We start from the raw sequence: 22,600 nt of genomic DNA, 5'->3' as shown, positions 1-22,600 counted from the left end.
TTATCTTCCTATTTTAGTTTTTTTACCTGTCTTTTCCGGTTTCTTTTCCCGTCTGCGCCTCGTATCCGGGGTGGGCAATTCATATCCCCGCACGTCGTATTCGTTCTGCAGGATGCGCCGTGCCGTATCGCTGACGGCTTGTCTCATGGAGCTCCCGAGCAGCGTGTCCGCCTGTGAGGAGAGGAAGGAATGGTTCATCTGCAAGTGCAGGGAGGAAAAGCTGCAGAAATGCCTGAAGTTTCTGTTTTCCGGCATCTCGTCAAGATTTCCCGTCCTGCACAGCCTGTCCAGTATGCCGATGTTGAAGGGAGGCTCACTTTCCCTGAGCTTGAATGTCTTCAGCATCTCCCGGTATCGGGCGAGGTCGGGGGACATGTCGCACTCCACGGCGGGCTTGCATCCCCGCAGGATGTCCGACCGGAGGAATTCCGCCTTGGCGGGGATGAAACGGCACCGGTCATCAGGGGTGAACATCCTGCCGCACTCCCGCGCCTTTTCCACCAGCCTTGCGTTGTCCGTACTGAAATAATAGACGCCCAGTTTGTCGGTATTCCGGTGTATCGGACTGAAGAAATTGTCCGCATTATACTGGAGATAGCTCTCCACCCGCTCCAGTCCCCGGCCTGTGTCATCAAAGAGCAGCACGCCTTGTCCGGTCTGTATAGCCGTGAGTACACGGTTGCCGGTATCCTTCTCGCGGCTCCGGTGGAAGTCGTGGTAGGCTTCCAGCAGCCTGCCCGCCCTCCCGTTGTGGAGTGTCCGTTCAAGCTCGCCGACAATAAAGTCCCGGCTGTCGGTCCTCCTGTAGGAGTCGGCCGTTTCATGGACAAATCCGATATCCCGCAGCCTCTGGTAGTCGTCGGAGGGCCATGCGCCTCTGTCAATTATATCCCGCACAAGGGATTCCACCCGGTTGCCATCTTCACCGGCGGCCTCGATGCAGTAGATCCTTTCCTCGGGCAGGTAGGCCCCTTTCAGCTGTCCTCTGACCTGACTGAAACAAAACTCCCCGAACCGGCGGTCCAGGTCATTTACGTCAGAAGACAGAATCCGGCAGTATTCCAGCTCGTTCCTGCCGTTCAATATGAATCCAATATACATGGTGGTACTGTTTTAATTTATAATTTTCTGCCGAAAGGTTTCCGTCCGGCCCTTTTCTCTGATGTCTCCTCACGCTGTCCTGCCGGATGACGGATGCCGTCCTTTACCCGGTAGGTCCTGATAGGGAACGGTTCACCGGATACCAGCAATTTGTTCCGTGTAAAATCCGCCATGCAGTAGAGCAGGTACCGTGAGGCGGGGCGGTCATTCTCCGGCAGGTACAGGGCGTAGCCTTCGGAGAGTACCCTGAACTGCTCGTTCTCCAGCCTCACGTTTCCCACAAGCAGGGCGGTGTCGGGATTGCCGAGGTATTTCTCCAGCGACCGGTGTCCCCTTACGTCAAAGTCCCGGCGGAGGATATCGTCCGCCTTTTTCCTTATCTGGGATGAAAGCTCCCTGAAAGCCTGCGGGTCAAACAGTTCCGCGGCTTTCACCTGCGTCACCTCTTCGAACCGTTCGGCCAGAGGAAGCAGCTCCCTGTAATAGGTGAACGGCCGATCATGGATATTCATGTAGCCGCGTTCCCTGATCGATAGCAGGCGGTATATATCCTCGTTCTCTCCCCTGGAAGAGAGTTCGAAGCCTGTGTATCCCCTCACTTTGGAGAATAGTCCCCGGTATTCGTCGGCTGTCGGGTTCATCGCGTGGTAGAGCCTTGGCTCGAGGCTCTCGGCAAACCCGGCGGGAAGGGTCTCCCGTGGAATGTATTCCGCCTTTCCCGTTCCTTCCCGGCAGGACATGCCATGTCCGCCACCGTTGATATGGGGCATCAGCTCCCTGCGCCGCCCGGAGTACTCATAGATCTCCAGCGCCCCGTCATGAGCATGCGGTTCGAAGTACCTGTCAGCGGCACGCTGGAGATATCTCTTGAGGGCCTCCTCGCCGGCCCTGCTGCCGGAGAACAGCAGGTAACCGTGTTTTCGAAGCACCACTTTTAAGGGTGCGGTCCTGTTGCTTTTTTCCATTGTCATCTGTTTCTTATTTTACATTTTGGGACGTATCTCGGTCCTTTTACGTGTTTTTCCTGGCGGGCTGTACAGCCTCTTCTCGACCTCCGGTCTGATCCTGACGGTTTTCCGGTCCACTGGCGGGTTGCCGCCGAAGATGATCCGGTCTGTAGCTTGGTCCACCCACGCGTAGGCATGCGAGGGGTTATTCCCGCTTTCGCGCGGCAGGTACAGCCCAAGGCCCCCTTTCAGTACGCTCCTGTGAGGTCCGTAGAGCGGGACTCCTTCCAAGATAACGCACTCTGCCGGGTCGTCCAGTATCCTCCCGGCCGTCCGGTATCCCCGGACATCATAGGCGGAGTCCATCAGTTTCTGCAGCTGCCTCCTGGTCTCGAGGGTCTGCAGTAATTCCTCCCTGTCCCGGGCGGATTTTGCGGGTATCCGTTGTAACTCCTCCGCCTGGCGGTCATAACGCTCCAGGGCATCCAGGGTGTCCGTGATATTAACGTTGCGGGCGCTTATCTCACAGCCCGCGTTATGGCAGAAACTGCGGAAGTCCTCCGCAGTGGGCCTCATCTCATTGCTGTAGAGGAGTTCCATCCGGCTGCCATGGGGCTTCGGACCATAAGGGTACTCGTCCGGCCGCATCCTCCCCGGGTTGACCCAGGGTCGGTTACCAAGTTTCCCTTCGGCCCTGTAGACATGTAACGCTCCGGAATTGAATGCCGGATTGAAATAGGCGTCGGCCGTCTGTTGCAGGAACTGCCGCAGCTTTCCCCTGCCTTCCGCCGTGTCGGTAAAGGCGAGGAAGCCACCCCAGGTCTCTATCGCTGTGTAGGTCTGCTCCATGATATCTATAACTTTAAATTGTTCCTCTTCCTGTTTCTCTTTGCCCGCGATTTATCCGTTTTTACTGCCTTCGCCTCATAAGGGACGATCTTACCGTCCTTGACCTGGTATACAGGCTTGAGCCCCGGGGGATTCTTATAAGCCATGACCCGGTCGCAGGTCTTATCGGCATGGATGTAACGGAGTCCGGGCATTTTTGCCGATAGTCCGGGGAAGTAAATCCATTTCCCTTCAAGCAGCGCCCTTCTCAAAGTGTCATCGGCCTCGTGGTCACCGATGAGGAACGGCACGCTGCAGTCATTCAGAAGCCGCTCCAGGGTACGGTGCCCCCTTACGTCAAAATCCGTTTTCAGGATACGCCCCGCCTTGCCGTGCATGTCGTCCAGTATCTTTCCCATGTCATCGTCGCCGGGATTTCCCCGGAGAAAGCTGTCCATGCGTTCCACGAACTCCCGGAACTGATGCCGGTAGGAAAAAGCGGGGTCAAGAATGAGTTGCCGGTCGAAGTGGCGGGTAAGGGAGAGCAGTCGGTAGATATCCGCGTTGCATCTGTTCATCCCGCATCCGGAAAACTCCGTGAGGTTACGGTATCCTTCAGCGGAGGGTGTCATGTCGGTAAAGAAGACCGGCTCCAGTTTTCTTTCATCGGGCAGGTCCGCTCGTACCGGGGAGTCCGTGAACTCGTACACGTATCTCCCGGTATCGGGATCTTTCCTGCAGGAGGCGTCAATCAGCGGGGCCAGGCTTGCCGGAACGGAATGCATGTCATATTGTTTGACCGGTCCCGGTTCGCTATGTATCCACCAATAGTTGTCCGCCAGGTGCTGGTAGAACTCCTCCAGCCCTTTCTGGCCCGCCGGTCCGTCACTGAAAACAAGTATCCCCCTTGATGTTTCCACGATATGCAGGGGCAGCTTGTAAGCGGGATCATAACCATATAGCCGTGCCTTCTCGTCCTGCAGCAGGCGGAAATCCATCAGGCGGTCGATTTCTGCGGCCGTCAGCCGCAACCGTCCGTCCGGTTCCATGGGCCGTTTCAGGGCGGACCTCATGAACACCGCATCACGTAGATTGACGCTTACTACCGGTTCCAGGCCATATCTTCGGATATGGGGCAGCAGTTTGTCCGTGATGTATTCCCTTACGGGGATATCCCGGGATATGGAAGGGACATCGGACATGCGGGGGAAGCGGTAGATCTCCAGGCGGGTATCGGGGACGAAGGCCAATATCCGGGCGGTCTCCACCCCGACATGCAGCAGGCCGAGGAACTGGTAGGTCATGCCGTCTTGTTCCGGATTGACAGGATAAAGTTGGTAGGAAATCGCGGCATGGGGCTTGTCCATGCCGGTTTCGTACCCGATGAGCAGGCACCCTCTGCCGTCCTGCCTGAACAGCTCCTCCAGTTGTTCCATGTTGTCTTTTGGGGATGCCATGCCGTTACATTTTCGGGGTTATCTTTGATTTGCGAGCATAGGTCCTCTTTTCAGGCTTCTGCGTTTTCTCCGGCAAGCCGTCTTTCTGTTCCAGCCCCTGTCTGTTCTCCAGTTTCTTGGTGCTTCTTTCCCACAGGAACTCGGTCCCGCGTTCGGCGGCGCTCATCTGGATGGAGGTTCGCAGGATTTTCCCATTCGATGACTTGAACTCGATGGGGACCTCCTTGCCAGCCGTATAGTCAGCGTACTCCTGCTGCGAGAGCGTATAGTCCTTGATTTTTTTAGAACAGCGCGCCTGGTCTGCCGGAAGGAAGAACATCTCGTTGGTAACCGGATCTTTTGAAAGGTAGCACGGTTTCGTCTCCTTGCTGCGGAAGTCGACGACCAGGTCCACCAGCCTTCCGGCGTTGCCCGTCCGGTTCAAGGCGTCCAGTACGTCCTCCTCCAGCTTGTATCCCCGGTATTCCTGTCCTACCTTGGGGGCCTGGCGGATAAAGTGCAGATCGAACTTGGCCAGGCCGTTCTCGTCACGGAAAAGCGAGAGTTTGGCATCCCCTTTCTGGCGTCCCAGCTCGGTGTTCATGGAGATGTCATAGGCTATGCCGGACTGTCTGCCCTGTAACAGCCTTTCCATGTCGCCGGTCTGTCTGAGCACGTCTGGGGTAAGCCCGTAACGCTCGGCCTGCTGCCAGTTGATCTCGCGCTCATTGAAAAGGTGGTTGTTGTAGATTCGGTTATCCCGGGAGAGCTCGCGTCTTAAAGACTCGTTCTCGGGGAGCTGGGCCTGCTCGATCCTGCGTTTCGCTTCCTCCACCGGAGTCTTCTCCTCCATCCGGTACAGCGCGTAGCGTGTCGGATGGTTGTACTGGTACATGAAGTTCTTCCCGAAGTTGGTGAAGAAATTCCCGTACCGGTCCACACGGATAAACTGGTTCTTGTTCGTTTCATTGGCCTCGAGCGTCTCCAGCTCCCCGTTTGCCGCGATGCCCTTGACACCTTTCGCCTTCTGTTCCTTCTTGTCGTAAGCCATCAGGTAACCCTGTTCCTGAGTGGCGTTTTCGCTGCCTGTGGCAGCCGGTTTTAGTTCTTCCATAACTGTTAAATTTTAAAGTGGATAAATCGTTTCGGGAGATAAAATTACTATCTTCGTTTTAAAATATTCTGATTATGAGAAAGTTGTCATTGATAGTCATGTTTTGTCACCTTTTGTCAGTCTCCTCCTGTGTGAGGGGGGACGGTACGGCTGGCGAAAACAAGGGTGAATTGTTAAAGGAACATTCCACCGGTACTGCCGGGAAGTGAACGGTTACTTGAAGGTCCCGACATGGCCTCATTCTCCTGACGGATTATCCCGTACTCTTCCCCCTTGACAGAAGATACACCCGTTTCAGGGTCTCCTCTATGTTCGGTATGAGGGTACATCCGGTAAAGGGAGGGAGGCTGTTCCACCAGGGGGTGGACCTAGCCGCTCCCTGTGGCACCCCCGTGTACAGTGCGGGTAATGGCAAGGTCACCGAGGCACGTTACAGCCGGAGTTACGGATGGTTCGTGCATGTCCGGCATGCAGAAGGATATTCGACATTGTACGCGCATATGAGCAGGCTGCATGTGAAGGCGGGAACTCATGTCCGTATCGGGCAGCATATTGGGAATGTCGGACATACAGGGGTAGCGACCGGCAACCATCTGCATTTTGAGTTAAGGAAGGACGGTGTCTTGCTGGACCCGCTCTCATGGCCGCCTTTTAAATAACCTGTAAAACAAGCAAGTGATGAACATCAAGGAAGTAAAGAAGATTCCGCTGGAGGATTTCCTGGGGCGGGCGGGATTCTCGCCTGTCAGAAGACAGGGGGACAGTGTATGGTACCTTTCGCCTTTCAGGCAGGAGCGTACCCCGTCATTCAAGGTCAGCCTTTCCTTGAACCTGTGACATGATTTCGGGGAGGGAACCGGGGGCAGTATCATCGACCTGGCACAAAAGCTGTACGGGGTGACGGATATTCCGACCGTATTGCAGAGGATCGGAAGCGATTTTCCGGCGTTCAGGCCGGATCCTTCTCCTGCGAAAGAACGGACTGTGGCATCGGCCTTTGAGAAGCTGCGCGTCTCACCTCTTAAGAACACCGTCCTGCTGGATTATCTTGGGACAAGGGGCATTCCTTCCGATATCGCCTCAAGGGAATGCGTGGAGGTACATTACCGCATGTACGGCAAATGGTATTTCGCGATCGGTTTCAAAAACAGGAAAGGGGGACTTGAGATACGTAATCCATACTTCAAAGGAGCGGTCTCTCCCAAGGACATCACACATGTCAGCCATAATACAGGGGATAGACGGCAGTCATCGGTACTGGTTTTCGAGGGATTCATGGACTATCTCTCGTACCTGGCCTTGAAAAAGGGGCAAGCCGTGCCGGACTGCGTGGTGCTCAATTCTGTGACCAACCTGCCCAAGGCAATGGATATCCTTAGAAGTTACGGACAGGTCTGTTGCTTCCTGGATAATGATGAAGTCGGCAGGAAGGCGGTGGAGGAGATCAGAAAGCAATGCGGGAAGATAAGCGACAAGGCCATACATTATCTGCCACACAAGGATTTGAACGAATTTCTGCAGGAAAGAATTCGATCAGAGCGGATGACAGTGCGACAGGGGGCAAAGAATCAAGAGGGTTGAAAAAGAAAAAGGCAACTGTAAGCTGTGTTCTCGATATCATGGTTGCCAGTATATATTGCTTGTGCAAAAATAAGGAGCTGATGTTTTGGACAGCTCCTTTATATAATTAAGAATTTCCGGCTTTAATAGTTACGGATCAGCAGTTCGTTGACCGTCTCCCTCTTCTCGGCTATGGAACATACCGAGCGGAAGATGCTCAGTCGTTGGATATGGAAGCCGACGTACAGGTCGTCGAAGAAGGTGTTCTCAGGATTCTTCTGACAGGGGTCGGAGTTGGAGAGCATTCATTTGCTTCCCTTCCCTCCCAAGTCCTTGCAGAATCCGGCCAGTTCTATCTGGCAGTCGTCATCGAAGTCGTCCGGCATGTAGGAGGTACAGGTACCGGCCTCGTTGACGGGTTTGTAGGGCGGGTCGAAGTAGAAGAACGATTTCTCTCCCGCGTATTTTTCCGTCTGGCGGTAGTCTCCGTCCAGGATGATGACGTCCTGTAGCAGCTTGTGGTTGCAGCGGATCAGTTCCTCCTCCAGTATCCTGGCGCGGCTGCCCGTACCGAAGGTTACCGAGAGCCTGCCCTTGCGGTTGACCGAATAGATGCCGTTATAGCAGGTGCGCATGAAGAAAATGAAAAGGGCGGCACGGGTGATATCATCCGGGTGCTCCTCGTTGAATACCCTTCGCTTTTCCATGAAATAGTCCCTTCTTTCCGTACGTTCCTCAAGGGTGTGGTATTCTCCCTGGATGCCGGCAAGCAGTCCAACCAGTTCTTCCGGCGTGTCGCGTATGACGCGGTAGACATTCACCAGGCTCTCGTTCGAGTCGTTGATCACGCAACGGATATGCGGATAGGTCTGTCTCAGTCAGAAGAACAGGGCGCCGCCCCCGACAAAGGGTTCCACATAGGTTTTCATTTCTGTGATATTCTCCGGTAGTGACTGGATCAGTACCGGAAGCAGTCTTCTCTTGCCTCCCACCCAAGGGAAGCAGGGTTTGCCGGGCAGACAGCCCGAGCTGGTTTTCTTCTTTTCCATGATTCGATAAATTAAAATGAATGGTTAAAACTATTGTTACCCGTCATCTTCCGTTTCCAGCAGATGTTTCAGGTTCGGATCGTTCTCTATGCGGCGGAGCTCCTTTTGGATGATCCCGCTCACTTCCTCCTTGATGCGGTAGTAGTTCCGCTCTATCTCTTCCCGCATATGGTCCTTGCCGTCCCCGCCAGTAAAGTCCGTAATCACGGGGATCGGTTTGTAGGCTTTCGTCTCGGCCGCCACCCTCGCGTTGTCCACGACGATCTCGCAGTGAAAGATTTTCTGTTCCATCTTCTCCTGGAAACTGTCGCAGACGCTTCCCACGAACATGCCCTGGGAGAGGTTGGATATTTTCGAGGCCGGTATCAGCGAGTCCAGCTGGGTGCTGATGCTGGTCGATGTGTCCTCACGGGTCATGTTGACGGACTTGCGCTGCTGGAGCACCTTCCCGAACCGTTCCGAGAGGTTCTTGGCCGTTTCCCCCAACACTTGCCCGGAAAAGACATTGCCGACGGTATTCTGGATGACGCGCGCCTCCTTTTCACCGTAGTCACGTACCAGCTGACTGAAATCCTGCGCGCCCAGACAGACGGCCACCTTGTTGCTGCGGGCCGTGGCTATCAGGGTGTCGAGCCCTTTGAAATATATCGTCGGAACCTCGTCCACCAGGATGGAGCACTTAAGCTTTCCCTTACGGTTCACCATCTTGACGATACGGGCGTTGTACAGCCCCAGGGCCGCCGAATAGATGTTCTGCCGGTCCGGGTTGTTGCCTACGCACAGTACCTTTGGCTCATCCGGGTTATTGATATCCAGCGTGAAGTCGTCCCCGCTCATGATCCAGTAGAGCGAGGGGCTGATCATGCGCGAGAGCGGGATCTTGGCACTTGCGATCTGGCCCTGGAGCTGCTCCATAGCCCCGCCTTTCCAGGCGTCCATGAAAGGCGAGAGGTAGTTCTCCAGCTCCCTGTACGAGGTCAGGATGGTGAATATGTCCGAGTAGGGCTTGTTCAGCAGCTCGATGGCGTGGGGGAAGGTACAGTACTTCCCGTTCTCGTAGATTTTGAGATACCATATGATGGCGGCAAACAGTACGATCGGACTTTCTACGAAGAAGTCGCCCTGTTTCTGTATCCAGGTCCTATTCAAATTCAGCATGATCACATACGCCGATTCGTAGGCGTCGGCGATGTCAGACATGAATGTCGGGTTGATAGGGTTGCAACGGTGGCTGTGCCGCGGATCGTCGAAGTTGATTACGTAGAACTGAACGTTCGCCTTGTACTTGTCCTTGTTCTTGAGCAGATGGTTATAGACGATAAGGCTCAGGTCGGGAAACTTGAAATCATAGCAATAAAGCGCATAACCTTTCTCTATCTGCTGCTTGATGAACTGGTTGATGACACAGTAGCTCTTCCCGCTGCCCGGTGATCCGACCACTATGCAGCCCCTTTGGGGCAATACGACATTGATCCACCCATCATGCCATTTCTTCTTATAATAGAACCGTGTGGGCAGGTTCACCGAGTATTCGTTGGTGATCAAGCGAGTCTCCTGCATGAAGGACTCGTTCTCCTCATTGAAGACGTCATCCATCAGGTGTTCCTTTAAAAGACGCCCAGTCCACATGCCTACGGTGAGCAGGCAGATGTACCCGGCGGCAAGGGCGGACACATACGCCAGGGTGGTGAGTGGAACACTCCAGCCGGCGGTGAGGAAAAGCTCGCTTCCCCAATAGAGGAATAGCCCGGCTGCCAGATAGCAGCCGATACGCCTTCATGTCATCTCCGGGACCCTCCGTCCTTTGGCGCCCATCGAGGAGAAGAAAAGGAACATCAGGCTGAAGCATTTGGTCACGGGGGAGCTGGTGAACAGTCCGGTGTCATGCTGGAAATTCAGCAGTATCCTGTCCACCATGCCGTTGGTACAGCCGGCGGCATGGAAGAACGGATAGCAGAAATAATAGATGTTCATCACGAGGAACAGGATGCTGACCGCCCGCATGAAGTCGATGGTCTTGCCGAGTCCTCTGGAATCTTCTTGTGCCATATGGGGTATGATTGGTTGTTATATGTGAATACTTCGTTAGTTGATCCGCGGGCCTTTCCGCCCCTTCCTCTTTTTCTTCTTTCCATAAATATTCCGGGGAATGTCCTCAGCCGGGTAGGGACAGGATTCCATGGAGAAGATATCCAGCAGGCCTTCCGCAAGCCCCGTCTCCCTTGTGTCCGTATTCACGGGCGGTTCCTGTCCGGGAGTCGGCTTGTCGGGGACGGACGGGAGCGTGCCGTATTTCCGGTTGATAACCGAAGCGGAGAACTCTTTGCCGAGCGCCGATCCCTTGAAGACCGCCCTGATATTATGGTCTATATAGGTCACGCCGTAGATCACGCCCGCCCCGTTCTCCCAGAGTACGGGCACGATGCCTTTGCCTGCCAGCTCGTGCAGGAACCCTTCACGGGTATCCCGGCGGAGTGCCGTACGGATGTTTTCCCTTGTCTTTTCCGGCAGGGGATGCTTTTTCATCCATGTTCTGCTTTGTGAGAACCTCTTTTGGAGGGCACGGTATCCCACGCTTTTATCGATATTGCTAGATTTGATTCCGACCCCAGTACGTTTTCCCTTCCCGTCGGTCGCCGCATAGACCAGGCCGTCGCAACGTTTCCCGTCCACGACCTTATGCACTTCCTCCACGGTCACGTTGAAAAGTCCTAGCAGTGCCCTGAACTCCTTGAACGACTGGAAGCGGTAATTCTGCACAGCCGGTTTTACCACACCCGCAATCTGATGTTTCAGATCGCCTTTCGTGTAGTCCACCGCGGTCATCGGCCGGAAAATCCTGTGTTCCTCCCCGCGTGACTGCAGCAGGCCGTATTTCCTTTCTAGTTCCCGGCAGATGTCCGTCGAACGTTCCCATTCCTTGTAATCCCTAAGCTTTCTTCCCTGTTCATCAATGCGCAGGGAGACTATATGGATGTGAGGACGCGCGTTGTCGTCATGGCGGAAGATAATGTAAGGCTGGTCGCCATATCCGAGCTTGTCCATATATTCCCGTCCGATGGCTTCCAGCTGTTCGTCGGAGAGCACGTCATCGGGATGGGGATTGAGCGAGAGGTGGATCACCGGCTTTTCCGTCCGGCGGTTCATGGCAAGGTAAGGTTCGAAGCTACGCATGCATTCGGTGATACCGACCTTTCCCTCCGGTGTCTCCATCACGCGGTTTCATGCCAGTGTCCGCGCTTTCCCCTTCTCCACTTTTTCCTGATTGTAATACAACGCCCCGTAGATGGCGGCACCGGATGTTATCTTTGCAACCATTGTTCAAACTCTTTGGTAAGACGGATGATTTCCTTGTTCAACGATACGAGCTCCACGGTCAGCTGTTCCAGTTTGTAAAGCAGGGCGAGGGCTTTCTTTTCGGTCAGTTCCCCGCTATGGACCGCCTTGACAATCTGGTTGTAGTTCACCCCGATGCGGCGGTACTCGCTCTGCAGGTTGGTGAGCTTGATGTAATAGTCTGTGGCCGCCTTGTCGATTTTCACCACTTTCATCGGTTTGCCGAAAATGGCCGACAGGATGAACTGCGACTTGGTTCCGGCACCGGAATTGTCATAGAGCCGTTCGAACTCGATGTTTTGGAGCTCGTTCAGACGGAATCCGTAGTAATAGGAATGGAGCTGGGAGGATTCCTTCGGACTGCGCCCCCCTCTTCATGTCCGGGAAGCGGCCGTTTTCTCTTTCTTGTACGCCTGTTTGATTTTAGCCATATTATTGATGTTTTTACCGAAGCAAAGTAAATGATAATTCGGATACCTGCCTAATTTCGGAAGGTGACTATCTCTGACAAAAAATGACTTTTGCTGACAGGGGGATTTTCCTCTCTGTCATCCGTGCCCAATCCCGCAGTTTATGATGTTTTTTTCAAAGGCCTCCCGGAGTTTTGGGAGCAATACCGAGAGACTTTTCTTGCGTCTGGCAAGGTCTGCACGTAAATCATAGGGCTTGGGAATTCGGATGTGCAGGAATCCTTCGAATGCTACCACCAGAGAAGCGAATGACTGCCGGTTACCGTTGCCGTCCGTTATCACTCCCAAGTAGTACAATGAGGCGATCAGCTCCATCAGGTTTACTAGGGAACTCTTCCAGTGGAGGGAGATAACGGATGAGTTATTCTCTTCTGTAGCCGGATGAACAGCGCAGTATTCAGGATGTTCTACGGAGAAACGGAGTAATTCGATTTCGGTCTTGACAAGAGCGACTGCCTTTTTCAGACATACATGTAGATGTTTGCTGGTAGTTTTCTCCGCCATGTTCAGGCAGGTGTCCAACTCCACTTCCAGATGATATAGGTACCGGAGCTTTTCAAGAAAGGGCAGTTCACCTTTTGCAAGTTGTAGCAGATAGTCTAGAAATTCATCGTAAGCGGATGACAATATGTTTTCTGAGATGGATTCTTCTTCCTGGACCGCTTTCCTGAAGCAATCCAGCAGACGATGTGTCGTTAATGCTTTCATACGGTTCGTTCTTTTTAAGTTTGACAATCGATGCCTTCCGGCAAGAAAATAAGATGCTGGGAATGGCAGATTTTGATATATAATCAACTAACATGAATATCAATAAATAGTAGTAGAGTGTAAATACAAAAGGTGCACATGGTTTACAGAACTGTAAGGCAGGTGTACACCTTTTGTTAAAGTATGTCGTATGCCCGTGCGAACCGTTATCAGGGGGTGACTACCGCCTACAACTCACGCATCTGTTCCGTATTATATAGGGAGTATTTATGATACAAGTTTGTCCATTGGATGTGGACTTCCTAAAAAATACCCTCCCCGTGCTTGAATTGGAGATTCCAACAAACGGCTTCCCATAGGTTGTCAGACGACAAGTCTCTTCCCGATAGTATTTTCTGTAAATGTTTTTCCGAAAAGTTCGATTATTATGGGGATGACCACCCGTTCTTCTATTATTTGTGCTATTCACTCTTTTGTCTGGCGGAATTTAATGAGAAGGTGAAATTCCGTCCGTCACATTCCTATCCAGCGTTCATAATTGTAGATCTCGAAACTGATTTTGTCGCATAATATCCGTATCTGATCGTATTAAAATTTATTGTAAGCTCAATGGAATTCATATTATTTTGCAAACATATTCTAAAGTAGAAGGTGCAGACGATGGATGTTAATAATATTAGGTTCCTATACCGAAAGGTATCGCTTGTCAGCCGATACTTCACTTTTTCAGCTCGTCACACATGGACATTTAGCTGAAATCGAATATCCGGGTCCCACGGTACAGTTACTACCAGTCCGTTCGAGTGTGACAAGAATCTGTTATTTCTCTTTCTCCTCTTCCACGAGAATTCCTCCCATGTCACATATTCGTACATAAATCTTTTTTCTCCATAAAAATAAGAGAGGAAAGGTAATAATGACGAAATATATTTCAACGGTCCCTTAAAAAATATGGGACATACAAGGGTATAAATAAAAAGCATACAATTCCCTTACACTGCATGTCAGGAAAGTGTATAATTCCTGTAGGCCTTTTGTACTTTAAAGGTAGAATAGTGGGAGGATTATTCGGGTATTTTCAATATCCACCCTTTTGTGCGAATGAGGATAGTACGGCAAAACAAGCCGATCCATACGACAGATGGTATGAATTTCAGATTGACTATTTCGACTATACACTATTTGGAGGTATGAAACTTCCTTGTATTACTTTGGAGGGGCAACAAGTCTTTCACATAGGATATAAAGCATGTGAAGTCGACAAACATTTCGAGGTACATTATATTATACACAAGGGTAATGCTGGAGAATACCATAGCTACTTGGGGTGGATTAACCTCACTGATATTCTTTGCAAAAGTCTATTCCATTGTTTGGATTCCATGTGAAAAAGTATGAGAAAGGATTTACTCCATATGTAATATAGTAAAAACTATAAATACAAATATCAGTAATCAACGCTCCAAGTAAAATGCATAACAGTCAGTGGAAATGTGTTCCATTTCACAGATAAATTTAAAGCAGAAAAATCAAATTTTCGCCATCATAAATACAAGCCGACTATAGCAAGTAATAATAGTTCTATGGCTAGTCTATTTTCGATTATCTCCTTCCCGGCACAATAGAAAAGAATCCGAGGGTTTAAAATGGGGAACCTTACGAGCCGGAATAAATATCGTTGTGTGCTGCTGGATATTCTGTGCCTTCTTTGCAGCCCTTTTCTTTAAAGAAAATGTGCCGAACCCACGTAGAAATACACTTCTGCCTCTGCCAAGTGCATCCTTCACGCATTTCATGAAACCCTCGATTACCAGGGCAACGGTCTTTTGGTCAATCCCTTGTTCCTCGGAGATCCGCTTTATAATATCTGCTTTAGTCATATCACAGTTTTAATGTTCGTACTATTTTGTCGTTTAGGTAGAGGAAAGTCGCCACCCTCAAGAAGTAGTCTGTTATTCCTTAGACACTTTCCCTGCCTGATACCGTTCATGCCGTTTAAACAAACGTTTTTTGTTTCTTTAACATGGTCGTCTGTTCAATCTCGCTGACTATCCGGGCGGAATATAGCCCCATCTCAGTTCCGAGAACTTAGTGTCGCCTATTGGCTTTTCTATCGGGGTGATGATGTCCGCCACTGTTGAAGAGATTATTTTCCCGAAGGTGCCGCCAATGATTACACCCACGGCTATGTCTATCACGTTTCCACGCATAACAAACACCTTAGAATTCTGTAAAGAGTTACTTTTTGACATTTTTATATTGTGTAAAAAAAAATTGTCATATGCTGAAATATCAATTTAAACACCTTATATGCTATTGGTAATTATACAGTATAACAATGTCGAAATTAGTTATAAAAAATCCCTCACTCATACTTTTTTATTAGTATAAACCGAAGAAAGATTACCTTCTATTTAATAGAAATCAGTATAGGCCCTTAGTTTGAATCAATAACAAATATCCTAAAGTATTACTTTTGTTAGTATCATAAGCATAAAAACTCTGTTTTATCGAAATTAGTGATATCAAGATCTCTGCTCTTTCACGGGAAAGAGGCATATACAGATGAATGCTATCAAAAGATACTACTTGTTAGCGTATCAAACAAAAGAGGATGACACGAGAAGCGAAGGCTCCAATCATCCTCTTTTCCATCATTGTTGTTTATCACTATGGTGAGAGATAGTTTTCCACACAATGGAACTAGCCAAACTTCCTGTTAAGGGAGCGACAACAAAAAGCCAAAGTTGGGAAATCGCACTGCCCCCCTCGAAAAGCGCTGGTCCTATGCTACGTGCAGGATTTACCGATGTCCCGGTGATTGGAATACACACGATATGCACGAGGATAAGTGTCAATCCGATGGCCAAGCCCGCCAGTTTACCGGCCCCTTTCTTTTTGTCTGTAGCTCCCAGTGCTACAAGAACGAAAATAAATGTAAAAACGGTCTCGGCAATAAAGGCCTGTAACATTTCCCCCTCACCGAAGCCATTGCTCCCTGTCATAGTGGGACCGGAATGTGATCCCGTGGAAACCAGTATGAAAAGTATGGTCGACCCAAGAATCCCTCCGATTACCTGAAAAATCATGTATAACAGAGCATCTTTACCTCCCATTCCTCCCGAGCAGTATACACCCAGCGTGATCGCTGGGTTTATGTGACAACCAGATATCCCACCAATGGTGTATGCCATGGCGACCACTGACAGTCCGAAGGCCATGGCAACTCCCACCGTACCCACTCCAGTGCTAACTGCCCCAGGCGTATCCCCAGCGAAAACGGCACTTCCGCATCCCATTAATACAAGAACCATTGTCCCGATCATTTCAGATATATACTTGTTCATGACATTCAAATTAAGTATAGATAAAAATTATTAATGCATTCGGTCGTCCGGACAATTGCATCTTCTCGGTTTATATCCCGACCATTTAGTGCTTATGAGATTCCTTTTCCACATTGATTGTACAGATACTTACCCGATTCCAATCAGGCTCCTCGAACATGTTCCCTATTCCCTGGCCTTCGGCCACAATCCGTTTTCCTGCAATTCCATACCTGTCCATTAGCATTTTTTTTACAATCTCCGCTCGTTGTTGAGCGATCCGCTCGTTCACTTCCGCACTTCCCTCAGGGGAAGCATATCCTTTGATGACCACACTTGCTTCCTTGTGGTTCTTTAAATAAGTCGCGATACGTTCGATGTTCGGGAGTTGAGAGTTGTCAATGGTTGTCTTGCCTTGACGGAAAGTTATGACGGATTCCAGTGTCTTTCTGCTGTTGTCAATAGTGTCTTTCATGATTTTTGGTTCTTGGCTCTGGCATTTGGCCAACGCAGCTTCCAGTTCCGTCACTTTCTGAACTGCTTCCTCCAACGCTTCGGCATTTTTCCCGATTTGTGAATGAAGTTGATTGATTTTCTCGTTCAAAACATTCACCTCCTGCTGGTCGTAAGGTCTCACTTTTGTAAAATGATGTTTCCCGTTACTACATCCAAAGTGATATTTCAGTCCAATAGATATTTCCCATACTGCCTGTTTAGAGTGGAAACACACGGGCTCGGAACCCATAGCGTTCATATCATAGGCCAAGGCTGGTTTGAGAGCTAGCGTCCATGCTTTACTTTCTCCCAAGTTAAAATTAAAATTCATCCCCAGTTTTGTTGACATGCTGTTTTGATCGGAACCCATTCCCTGGTTCATGTAATAATGCAACCACCCGATTCCGGCGATCGCTTCGATTTCAAAAGGTCTTGGGGTTCCCGTATAGGTTCCAAAAAGATTGTTCAGGTTCACCAGCCCTAACAGACTAACATTGGAGCGGTCGAAAACTGTCCGACTTTGTGAAGTGTTAAAACTTCCGACTGCCTCTAGACCGAAACCAAAAACCGGTGTCAATTGTTTATTCAATTCTATCCCCGTGATTGGGCGCATATTTCCAAAGAAGGAGTGATGTGTTAACGGGGTTGTTCCTCCTGCACTAACCCCAATGGACCAGTTGTCCAAAAATTTATTACCTTCTACCGCAGTCTGAGCATTTGTGTGATACATAAAAATGCTAGATAAAAACAAAGTTGTAAAAATTTTCTTCATAACGCATTGTGTTTTGATTTAATTTTGCAAAGATCTTGATTTTTATAAAACAATATATTTCATTTTTGGCTCTATTATTTATCATTTTAGTTCTTTGTACTAAAATACTAACTGAATCTACAATTTATCAATTTTTTTTCTCTCTTTTATAAATGTATTTCGTGTAAAAAGGAAATCGTAATTCAGATAAATAAAAAGATTAAATATCCAAGTATTCTAATATTGTGATATTCAAAATATAAGACTCTTATATTTTCTTCTTTTAGCGACAGTATGGGTGGTATTCAGCTGGATGGTTATTAACAGGACTTCTGCTCCTTACCCATTTGGGGCCAAGTATGACATCGCAAGATTAGCTTTGATACGTGCGATATCGTTTACGATAATCCCTCTGGCCTCACTCTTTATATGATAGTAGTTCTTTTGTTACCGTAGTCACGCTACAACTGGGAAAAATTTTGAGAGATTAACATAACGGTTACTTTGTCGTTTCAGGGGGAGTAATGAGCTTGTCCAATCTACTTTCCCATAAATGGGGATATAATGATAAAGACTTCGGTTTCGCATAACTACCGTTTCCCAACCTTAAATGATCTTTACTTTTTACCCGGTGGGAACTCCAGTCTGAAAAACGAGCACGGTTTCAGTTATAATGCGGGCGTGAGTTTCGATGTCGACAAGAAGAACGTCTACAAACTGGATGGCAGTGCCACGTGGTTCAATTCCTACATCGAGGATTGAATCATCTGGCTACCGACAACCAAGGGCTTTTTCTCACCACGAAACGTGAAAAAGGTACATGCTTATGGTGTCGAGGTAAAAGCCAATCTTGCCGTACAGCCGGCAAAAAACTGGCTCATCGACCTCAGCGGATCCTAACTCGTGGCCCCCCTCCATAAAGGAGGGCGAAAAGATGTCCCCTGCCGACCAGTCGGTAAGAAAACAATTGCCATACGTCCCGAAATACTCCCCATCACTGACCGGATACATTTCATGGGGTACATGGGCATTTCTCTACAAGTGGGCGTTCTACTCGGAGTGTTTCACCATGTCGAGCAACGACTACACACTGATTGGAGATCTACCCCGGTATTTTATGAGTAACATCTTATTTGAGAAGAAGCTGTTGCTCAAACCGATGGATGTTCAGTTGAAATTTGCCGTCAATAATCTCCTCAACGAGGATTATTTCTCGGTACTATCCTGCCCAATGCCAGGCATCAATTTTGAGTTGTTCATCGGTATCACCTCAAAATCTTGGAAAAATTAAGAAATAGTGTCCCACATATTATAATTATATGAAAGTGCTAAATAAATTGCCCCCGCTACTGTTGCTTGCGCTAGTATGGACAGGCTGTAACAACAGGAGTGCCCGCCTGACAGGTCTCACTCAACCGGTTTACACTTCGGAATATGCTTCCGACTTCGATGTCCAAGATGCCGACGGAAAGGAGGATATATTGATTACCGTCACGAACCCGTGGCAGGAGCGGACAGCGTTACCGCACAGCTATTCATCGCCCGAGACGGCGAACCCCTTTCCGAAAGATTCGAGGGACAAGTTTTGACGGTCGAAGCCAAACGCATCGCCTGTATGTCCTCGACTCATATCGCAATGCTCAATGTAGTCGGCGAGGCCGGCCGTCTAGCCGGTGTATCGGGTAAGAGTATATCTCCAATCCCGGAGTCCAGGCGTACCACGACAGTATCGGCGGCATCGGTTACTAAGGGAACATCAACTATGAGTTGCTGCTTTCACTCGACCCGGACCTCGTGCAGCTCTACGGCGTGAACGGGACGAACTTAATGGAGGATAAATTGAAAGAGCTGGACATCCCGTTCCTATATGTCGCCGACTACCTCGAAGAGTCACCGCTGGGCAAGGCCGAATCGCTACTGACACTCTCGGAAGTTATTAGAAAGCGTGTTGGATGTCAAACGATATCAAACTATCTGTTTGTCTTGATGAATAGCCCCCCCATGTTACAAATTGGAGGAGGATTATTGAAGAAAACGCCCTACACTTTTATGACATTTTCTTTGCTTATATTTAATCAATGATCAGCAGAGCATTCTCAGCTTTTTCTACTTTTTCATTTATTCCCCTTATTTCAAACAGTTTTATCTTTCAACTGTTTTATTATTAAAACATAAAAAATAGTGGTTTATGAACTCAAAACAATCGTTAATTTTGCTAGCCACAATTGGGCTGCAATCACAAGCACCGATGGACGCTTGTACAGGTATTACGTTAAAAAGCGGTGATGGCACAGTCGTTACGGCACGTACTATTGAATGGGCAGAAAGTGTTATGAATACAATGTATGTAGTTGTGCCCCGCCATCAGGAGCTTCAGTCACTTACCCCTTCCGGGATGGATGGTATGAAATTTACAACCAAGTATGGATTCATAGGCTTGTCCGTGGAACAAAAGGAATTTATGGTAGAAGGGGTAAATGAAAAGGGCTTGTCTGCCGGCCTTTTTTATTTCCCTAATTATGGAAAATATCCTCCTTATGATCCATCCCAAAAGGAGAGAAGTTTAGCGGACTTCCAGTTAGTGTCTTATGTATTAGGTGAATGTGGAAATGTAAATGAAGTCAAGGAAAAACTTCAAAATATACGTGTTACCAATATTGATCCCCGTTCTTCTACTGTTCATTGGCGGTTTACTGAACCTTCTGGGCGACAGATTGTCCTTGAGATAGTAGATGAAATCATGCATTTTTATGAAAATCCTTTGGGAGTTTTGACCAATTCTCCCGGTTTGGAATGGCATTGGACAAATTTGAATAATTATATCAATTTACAACCTGGTACACCTCCGGAACATAATTATGGTCCTTTACAGATGAAATCCTTCGGACATGGAGCTGGTCTACTTGGACTTCCGGGTGATTTTACTCCTCCATCTCGATTTGTCCGTGCTACTTTCTTCCAATTGACAGCTCCGCAACAGGCCTCTGCTCAGGAAAGTATTTTTCAGGCATTTCATATCCTGAATAATTTCGATATTCCAACAGGTACTGAGCAGCCATGGGGAAAAGCTTCTGCTGATGTACCAAGTGCTACTCAGTTTACAGTTGCTACAGATACACAAAATTGTATCATTTATTATCGAACTATGTATAATAGTAATATTCGTTGTATTGACCTAAAAACTATTGATTTTAAGAATATTAGATATTATAGTATGCCTTTGGATAATGTAAAGAGGCAACCTGTCGAATTGATCAATATACGATGATACAACGCTCATTTAAAGATGATTTCTTTTATAGTCATTGGGATCTGGCAAGATAATTATGAACATTTAGGATCTCACAATTGCATATTTCCAGATTATATTTGGAAACATGCAATTGTGAGATCTTTACAAATGAGACAAAAACAAGCAGTACATTTATGTATCTGGAGAAACATGATATAACATTTCTATTGTTTATGGTTTTTATTGAGTATGTTATTTTTAATGGGAATATCTCGGATTTTTATTGATTTGATATACCTTGTTGAAAAATGAATTTTGAGTTAATACTGGTTCTCTGAAGTCTTAAAAAAATCCTTTTAAAAGAAGAAAGCTGTCCTAGTATTTTTGAATTTATGGTCATTTCCCTGTATAGGATGGAAAAAGGCAGCTTGTTCCGTTTTTTATGTCATAAAACCGTATGTTACAGAATACTCTTTAAGCTTTGCTTTGTGAAAATGGATGCAACCGCCCCATCCTTCAACCAAATCAATTAAAAACTTTGACAAATAATTATAACCTGTCCCCTGATTTTAGGTAGTGCATTCTTTTTTGCTCTGGAATTTCAATCTGTTGAGTTATGAAAATGATATCTTTTTACAACATTGTATAGCATTATCAGATTGCGCAATGACAATGCTCCCTTTTCCTTCGTAAGTATATCTTCCATATGCTTCTTTTACTAAAACAAGTCATATTACCTGCCAAAAGTTTTAGTTTTTCCCCAACAGGACATCTCCAGTCCTCTTTCTGTTACAAAAATCAGATAGAAAGCGCGCTGTGCAGCGAGAGGAAACACCACAAGCACATACGGAGGGGCACAATGGAATCGGTACTAGGAAAGTTAGTACAATACCTGTGTTTGGTTGATAAAGAATACATCAGGATAATGGAGATATTGTGAACAGTGATGCATAGAGTTACCGTAGGCGAAAAAGGAGAATGGCTATATAACAATGAACCTGAATTCTTAGAACTGTTCAAGACGTATGCAGGAGAAGATCAATAACTATCCTAACATACGAAGAACAATGTGTTTTTCTATCTCTGTATTGATTCTTGATAGAATCTTAAGGAAATGACAAATAAACGGTTTCAGATAATGACTTATGTTATGAACAAAGAAGTCACTCGTTTAAAACAAGAATACATAACGAACTAAAATTCTTTTATTGGAAGTTTTAGTATTTTGACTAAAGGAATGCAATTTGGAAAGATGTAGATTAGTTATATAAATCTTTCATACTACTATTTGATGAATTAACTCTGTTACATAATATTGTTTTATATAATCCAAATTGCTAGACCATATTGATAAATCATAGAGCCAAAATGATAAGCAATAATATTTTATCTTGTTTTTTATTTGCACAGTAAATAATGCGCTGCGTATTATATTCAATAAATATATTGTTGCTAATTATACAATTTGTTTGCCTTAGATGATTAATATTCTTCTTGGCAAGATTTATAGATATATTATTTTTATCAATTATTGTTGTAAATATAAATATGAAAAGTAAATTCACATTATGGAGTGTTGTCTTGTTCTTGGCCGGATTTATATTTATAGGATGTGACAATGAACGAACGGAAAACGCATCTGATTTTCAGACAGGAATTCATAAAATTGTAATCCAACAGTCCGGTGACACAGATTCATTTGAAGTGAGTGTAAGTATCGGTGGTGCTGACAAGGGTGGTCCTGCCAAGTTGTACAATGACAAGGGAGAATACATTGGTGATTCCTATTCTGCCCAAATAAGGACGGCAACCATGTCTTGTCGTACAAATGGGAACGCGTTTTTCATGACCTGTGCCGGTTCGGTTTCCAGTATCTCGGAGGCGGGTAAACGACTTCATATAACAGTAATAGGCTACATTGACGACAAGGAGGTTAACCGTTTGGAAAAAGAATATATAACAGATGGTAATACCCTTATTGAAACTTTCAGCGTTTCAACCAAGGAGATATGATCCGGGTAGAATACAGAACTTGTATTAAAAAGAGCATAACGCCTGAACATGTTTCTTATCGAACTTTTTTTCCTAACTAAATAATTTATGAATACACTTCAAAAAACAGCGGGAGCAATTCTGTCGCTCTCGCTATTGTGTGGGATGCAGGTTTATGCGTTCCCTGACTACCCTTCCCTGAGGGGACAAATTATCGAACAGAGTGATATCTGTCAAGGAGTTGTCAAAGATGCC

19 protein-coding genes and 4 pseudogenes are annotated in these 22,600 nt (G+C 47.5%); 8 read left to right on the top strand and 15 right to left on the bottom strand.

Translation table 11 applies throughout. The features are described from left to right. From KO473_RS22895 to KO473_RS22875, 5 genes are read right to left on the bottom strand one after another with little or no spacing between them, the layout of a single operon-like run. Positions 1 to 1,101, bottom strand: a complete 1,101-nt coding sequence (locus KO473_RS22895) for a DUF6047 family protein (RefSeq protein ID WP_005823246.1) — start codon at positions 1,099 to 1,101, stop codon at positions 1 to 3. 17 nt (positions 1,102 to 1,118) lie between these two features. Then, a complete protein-coding gene (locus KO473_RS22890; protein ID WP_005823244.1) occupies positions 1,119 to 2,072 on the bottom strand; it encodes a DUF6047 family protein in 954 nt (317 codons plus the stop codon). A 12-nt stretch (positions 2,073 to 2,084) separates the two neighbouring features. After that, a complete protein-coding gene (locus KO473_RS22885) occupies positions 2,085 to 2,897 on the bottom strand; it encodes a DUF6047 family protein (protein ID WP_005823242.1) in 813 nt (270 codons plus the stop codon). A 5-nt stretch (positions 2,898 to 2,902) separates the two neighbouring features. Beyond that, positions 2,903 to 4,333, bottom strand: a complete 1,431-nt coding sequence (locus KO473_RS22880; RefSeq protein WP_005823239.1) for a DUF6047 family protein — start codon at positions 4,331 to 4,333, stop codon at positions 2,903 to 2,905. A gap of 4 nt (positions 4,334 to 4,337) precedes the next feature. Then, positions 4,338 to 5,426, bottom strand: coding sequence for a DUF4099 domain-containing protein (locus KO473_RS22875; protein WP_005805271.1), 1,089 nt, complete (start codon positions 5,424 to 5,426; stop codon positions 4,338 to 4,340). A 308-nt stretch (positions 5,427 to 5,734) separates the two neighbouring features. Between KO473_RS22875 and KO473_RS22870 the strand changes: the two genes are divergently transcribed. The 3 genes from KO473_RS22870 (at position 5,735) to KO473_RS23725 (ending at position 7,007) form a co-directional block, all read left to right on the top strand. Further along, positions 5,735 to 6,085 (top strand): M23 family metallopeptidase, encoded by a 351-nt coding sequence (locus tag KO473_RS22870; RefSeq protein WP_005805268.1) that lies wholly within the window; start codon positions 5,735 to 5,737, stop codon positions 6,083 to 6,085. 19 nt (positions 6,086 to 6,104) lie between these two features. Beyond that, the gene (locus KO473_RS22865; protein ID WP_005805266.1) at positions 6,105 to 6,263 is read left to right on the top strand and encodes a hypothetical protein; all 159 of its coding nucleotides are present in this window, start codon (positions 6,105 to 6,107) and stop codon (positions 6,261 to 6,263) included. Positions 6,264 to 6,518: 255 nt separating this feature from the next. After that, on the top strand, positions 6,519 to 7,007 hold the full coding sequence (locus KO473_RS23725) for a toprim domain-containing protein (protein ID WP_232303479.1): 489 nt from the start codon (positions 6,519 to 6,521) through the stop codon (positions 7,005 to 7,007). A 122-nt stretch (positions 7,008 to 7,129) separates the two neighbouring features. Here KO473_RS23725 and KO473_RS22855 read toward each other — a convergent pair whose 3' ends face one another. From KO473_RS22855 to KO473_RS22820, 6 genes and pseudogenes are all read right to left on the bottom strand, one after another. Beyond that, on the bottom strand, positions 7,130 to 7,291 hold the full coding sequence (locus KO473_RS22855) for a hypothetical protein (protein ID WP_164674630.1): 162 nt from the start codon (positions 7,289 to 7,291) through the stop codon (positions 7,130 to 7,132). Then, positions 7,292 to 8,035, bottom strand: a pseudogene (locus KO473_RS22850) (DNA adenine methylase). A gap of 36 nt (positions 8,036 to 8,071) precedes the next feature. Next, positions 8,072 to 10,084 (bottom strand): annotated as a pseudogene (gene mobC / locus KO473_RS22840) (conjugal transfer protein MobC). 36 nt (positions 10,085 to 10,120) lie between these two features. Further along, positions 10,121 to 11,248 (bottom strand): conjugal transfer protein MobB, encoded by a 1,128-nt coding sequence (gene mobB / locus KO473_RS22830; RefSeq protein ID WP_005805258.1) that lies wholly within the window; start codon positions 11,246 to 11,248, stop codon positions 10,121 to 10,123. Positions 11,249 to 11,337: 89 nt separating this feature from the next. After that, the gene (locus KO473_RS22825; protein ID WP_232303486.1) at positions 11,338 to 11,685 is read right to left on the bottom strand and encodes a hypothetical protein; all 348 of its coding nucleotides are present in this window, start codon (positions 11,683 to 11,685) and stop codon (positions 11,338 to 11,340) included. 234 nt (positions 11,686 to 11,919) lie between these two features. Continuing rightward, entirely contained in the window at positions 11,920 to 12,549 is a 630-nt protein-coding gene (locus KO473_RS22820; RefSeq protein WP_005805254.1) for an RteC domain-containing protein, read from the bottom strand. A 1,001-nt stretch (positions 12,550 to 13,550) separates the two neighbouring features. Between KO473_RS22820 and KO473_RS23875 the strand changes: the two genes are divergently transcribed. Beyond that, on the top strand, positions 13,551 to 13,937 hold the full coding sequence (locus KO473_RS23875; protein WP_005823226.1) for a nucleotidyltransferase domain-containing protein: 387 nt from the start codon (positions 13,551 to 13,553) through the stop codon (positions 13,935 to 13,937). Positions 13,938 to 14,141: 204 nt separating this feature from the next. Here KO473_RS23875 and KO473_RS22815 read toward each other — a convergent pair whose 3' ends face one another. From KO473_RS22815 to KO473_RS22800, 4 genes are all read right to left on the bottom strand, one after another. Further along, positions 14,142 to 14,429, bottom strand: coding sequence for an HU family DNA-binding protein (locus KO473_RS22815; protein ID WP_005805251.1), 288 nt, complete (start codon positions 14,427 to 14,429; stop codon positions 14,142 to 14,144). A gap of 168 nt (positions 14,430 to 14,597) precedes the next feature. Continuing rightward, a complete protein-coding gene (locus KO473_RS22810) occupies positions 14,598 to 14,801 on the bottom strand; it encodes an MscL family protein (protein ID WP_080594252.1) in 204 nt (67 codons plus the stop codon). A gap of 402 nt (positions 14,802 to 15,203) precedes the next feature. Then, positions 15,204 to 15,896: an MIP family channel protein gene (locus tag KO473_RS22805; protein ID WP_007485347.1), complete on the bottom strand. Its 693-nt coding sequence runs from the start codon at positions 15,894 to 15,896 to the stop codon at positions 15,204 to 15,206. 85 nt (positions 15,897 to 15,981) lie between these two features. Further along, positions 15,982 to 17,142: an OmpA family protein gene (locus tag KO473_RS22800; protein WP_005805245.1), complete on the bottom strand. Its 1,161-nt coding sequence runs from the start codon at positions 17,140 to 17,142 to the stop codon at positions 15,982 to 15,984. 534 nt (positions 17,143 to 17,676) lie between these two features. Here KO473_RS22800 and KO473_RS23635 point away from each other — a divergent pair. The 4 genes and pseudogenes from KO473_RS23635 to KO473_RS22775 form a co-directional block, all read left to right on the top strand. Continuing rightward, positions 17,677 to 18,412: pseudogene (locus KO473_RS23635) on the top strand (TonB-dependent receptor domain-containing protein); the annotation flags it as partial. A gap of 28 nt (positions 18,413 to 18,440) precedes the next feature. Further along, positions 18,441 to 19,068, top strand: a pseudogene (locus tag KO473_RS23870) (iron ABC transporter substrate-binding protein); the annotation flags it as partial. A 241-nt stretch (positions 19,069 to 19,309) separates the two neighbouring features. After that, positions 19,310 to 20,389, top strand: coding sequence for a linear amide C-N hydrolase (locus KO473_RS22780; RefSeq protein ID WP_005805240.1), 1,080 nt, complete (start codon positions 19,310 to 19,312; stop codon positions 20,387 to 20,389). A 1,512-nt stretch (positions 20,390 to 21,901) separates the two neighbouring features. Then, a complete protein-coding gene (locus KO473_RS22775) occupies positions 21,902 to 22,366 on the top strand; it encodes a beta-barrel fold lipoprotein (RefSeq protein ID WP_005823213.1) in 465 nt (154 codons plus the stop codon). The last annotated feature ends 234 nt before the right edge of the window (positions 22,367 to 22,600 follow it).

The sequence above is a fragment of the Bacteroides sp. HF-4919 genome (assembly GCF_018860125.1).
This window is presented reverse-complemented; position numbering and strand designations above follow the sequence as displayed.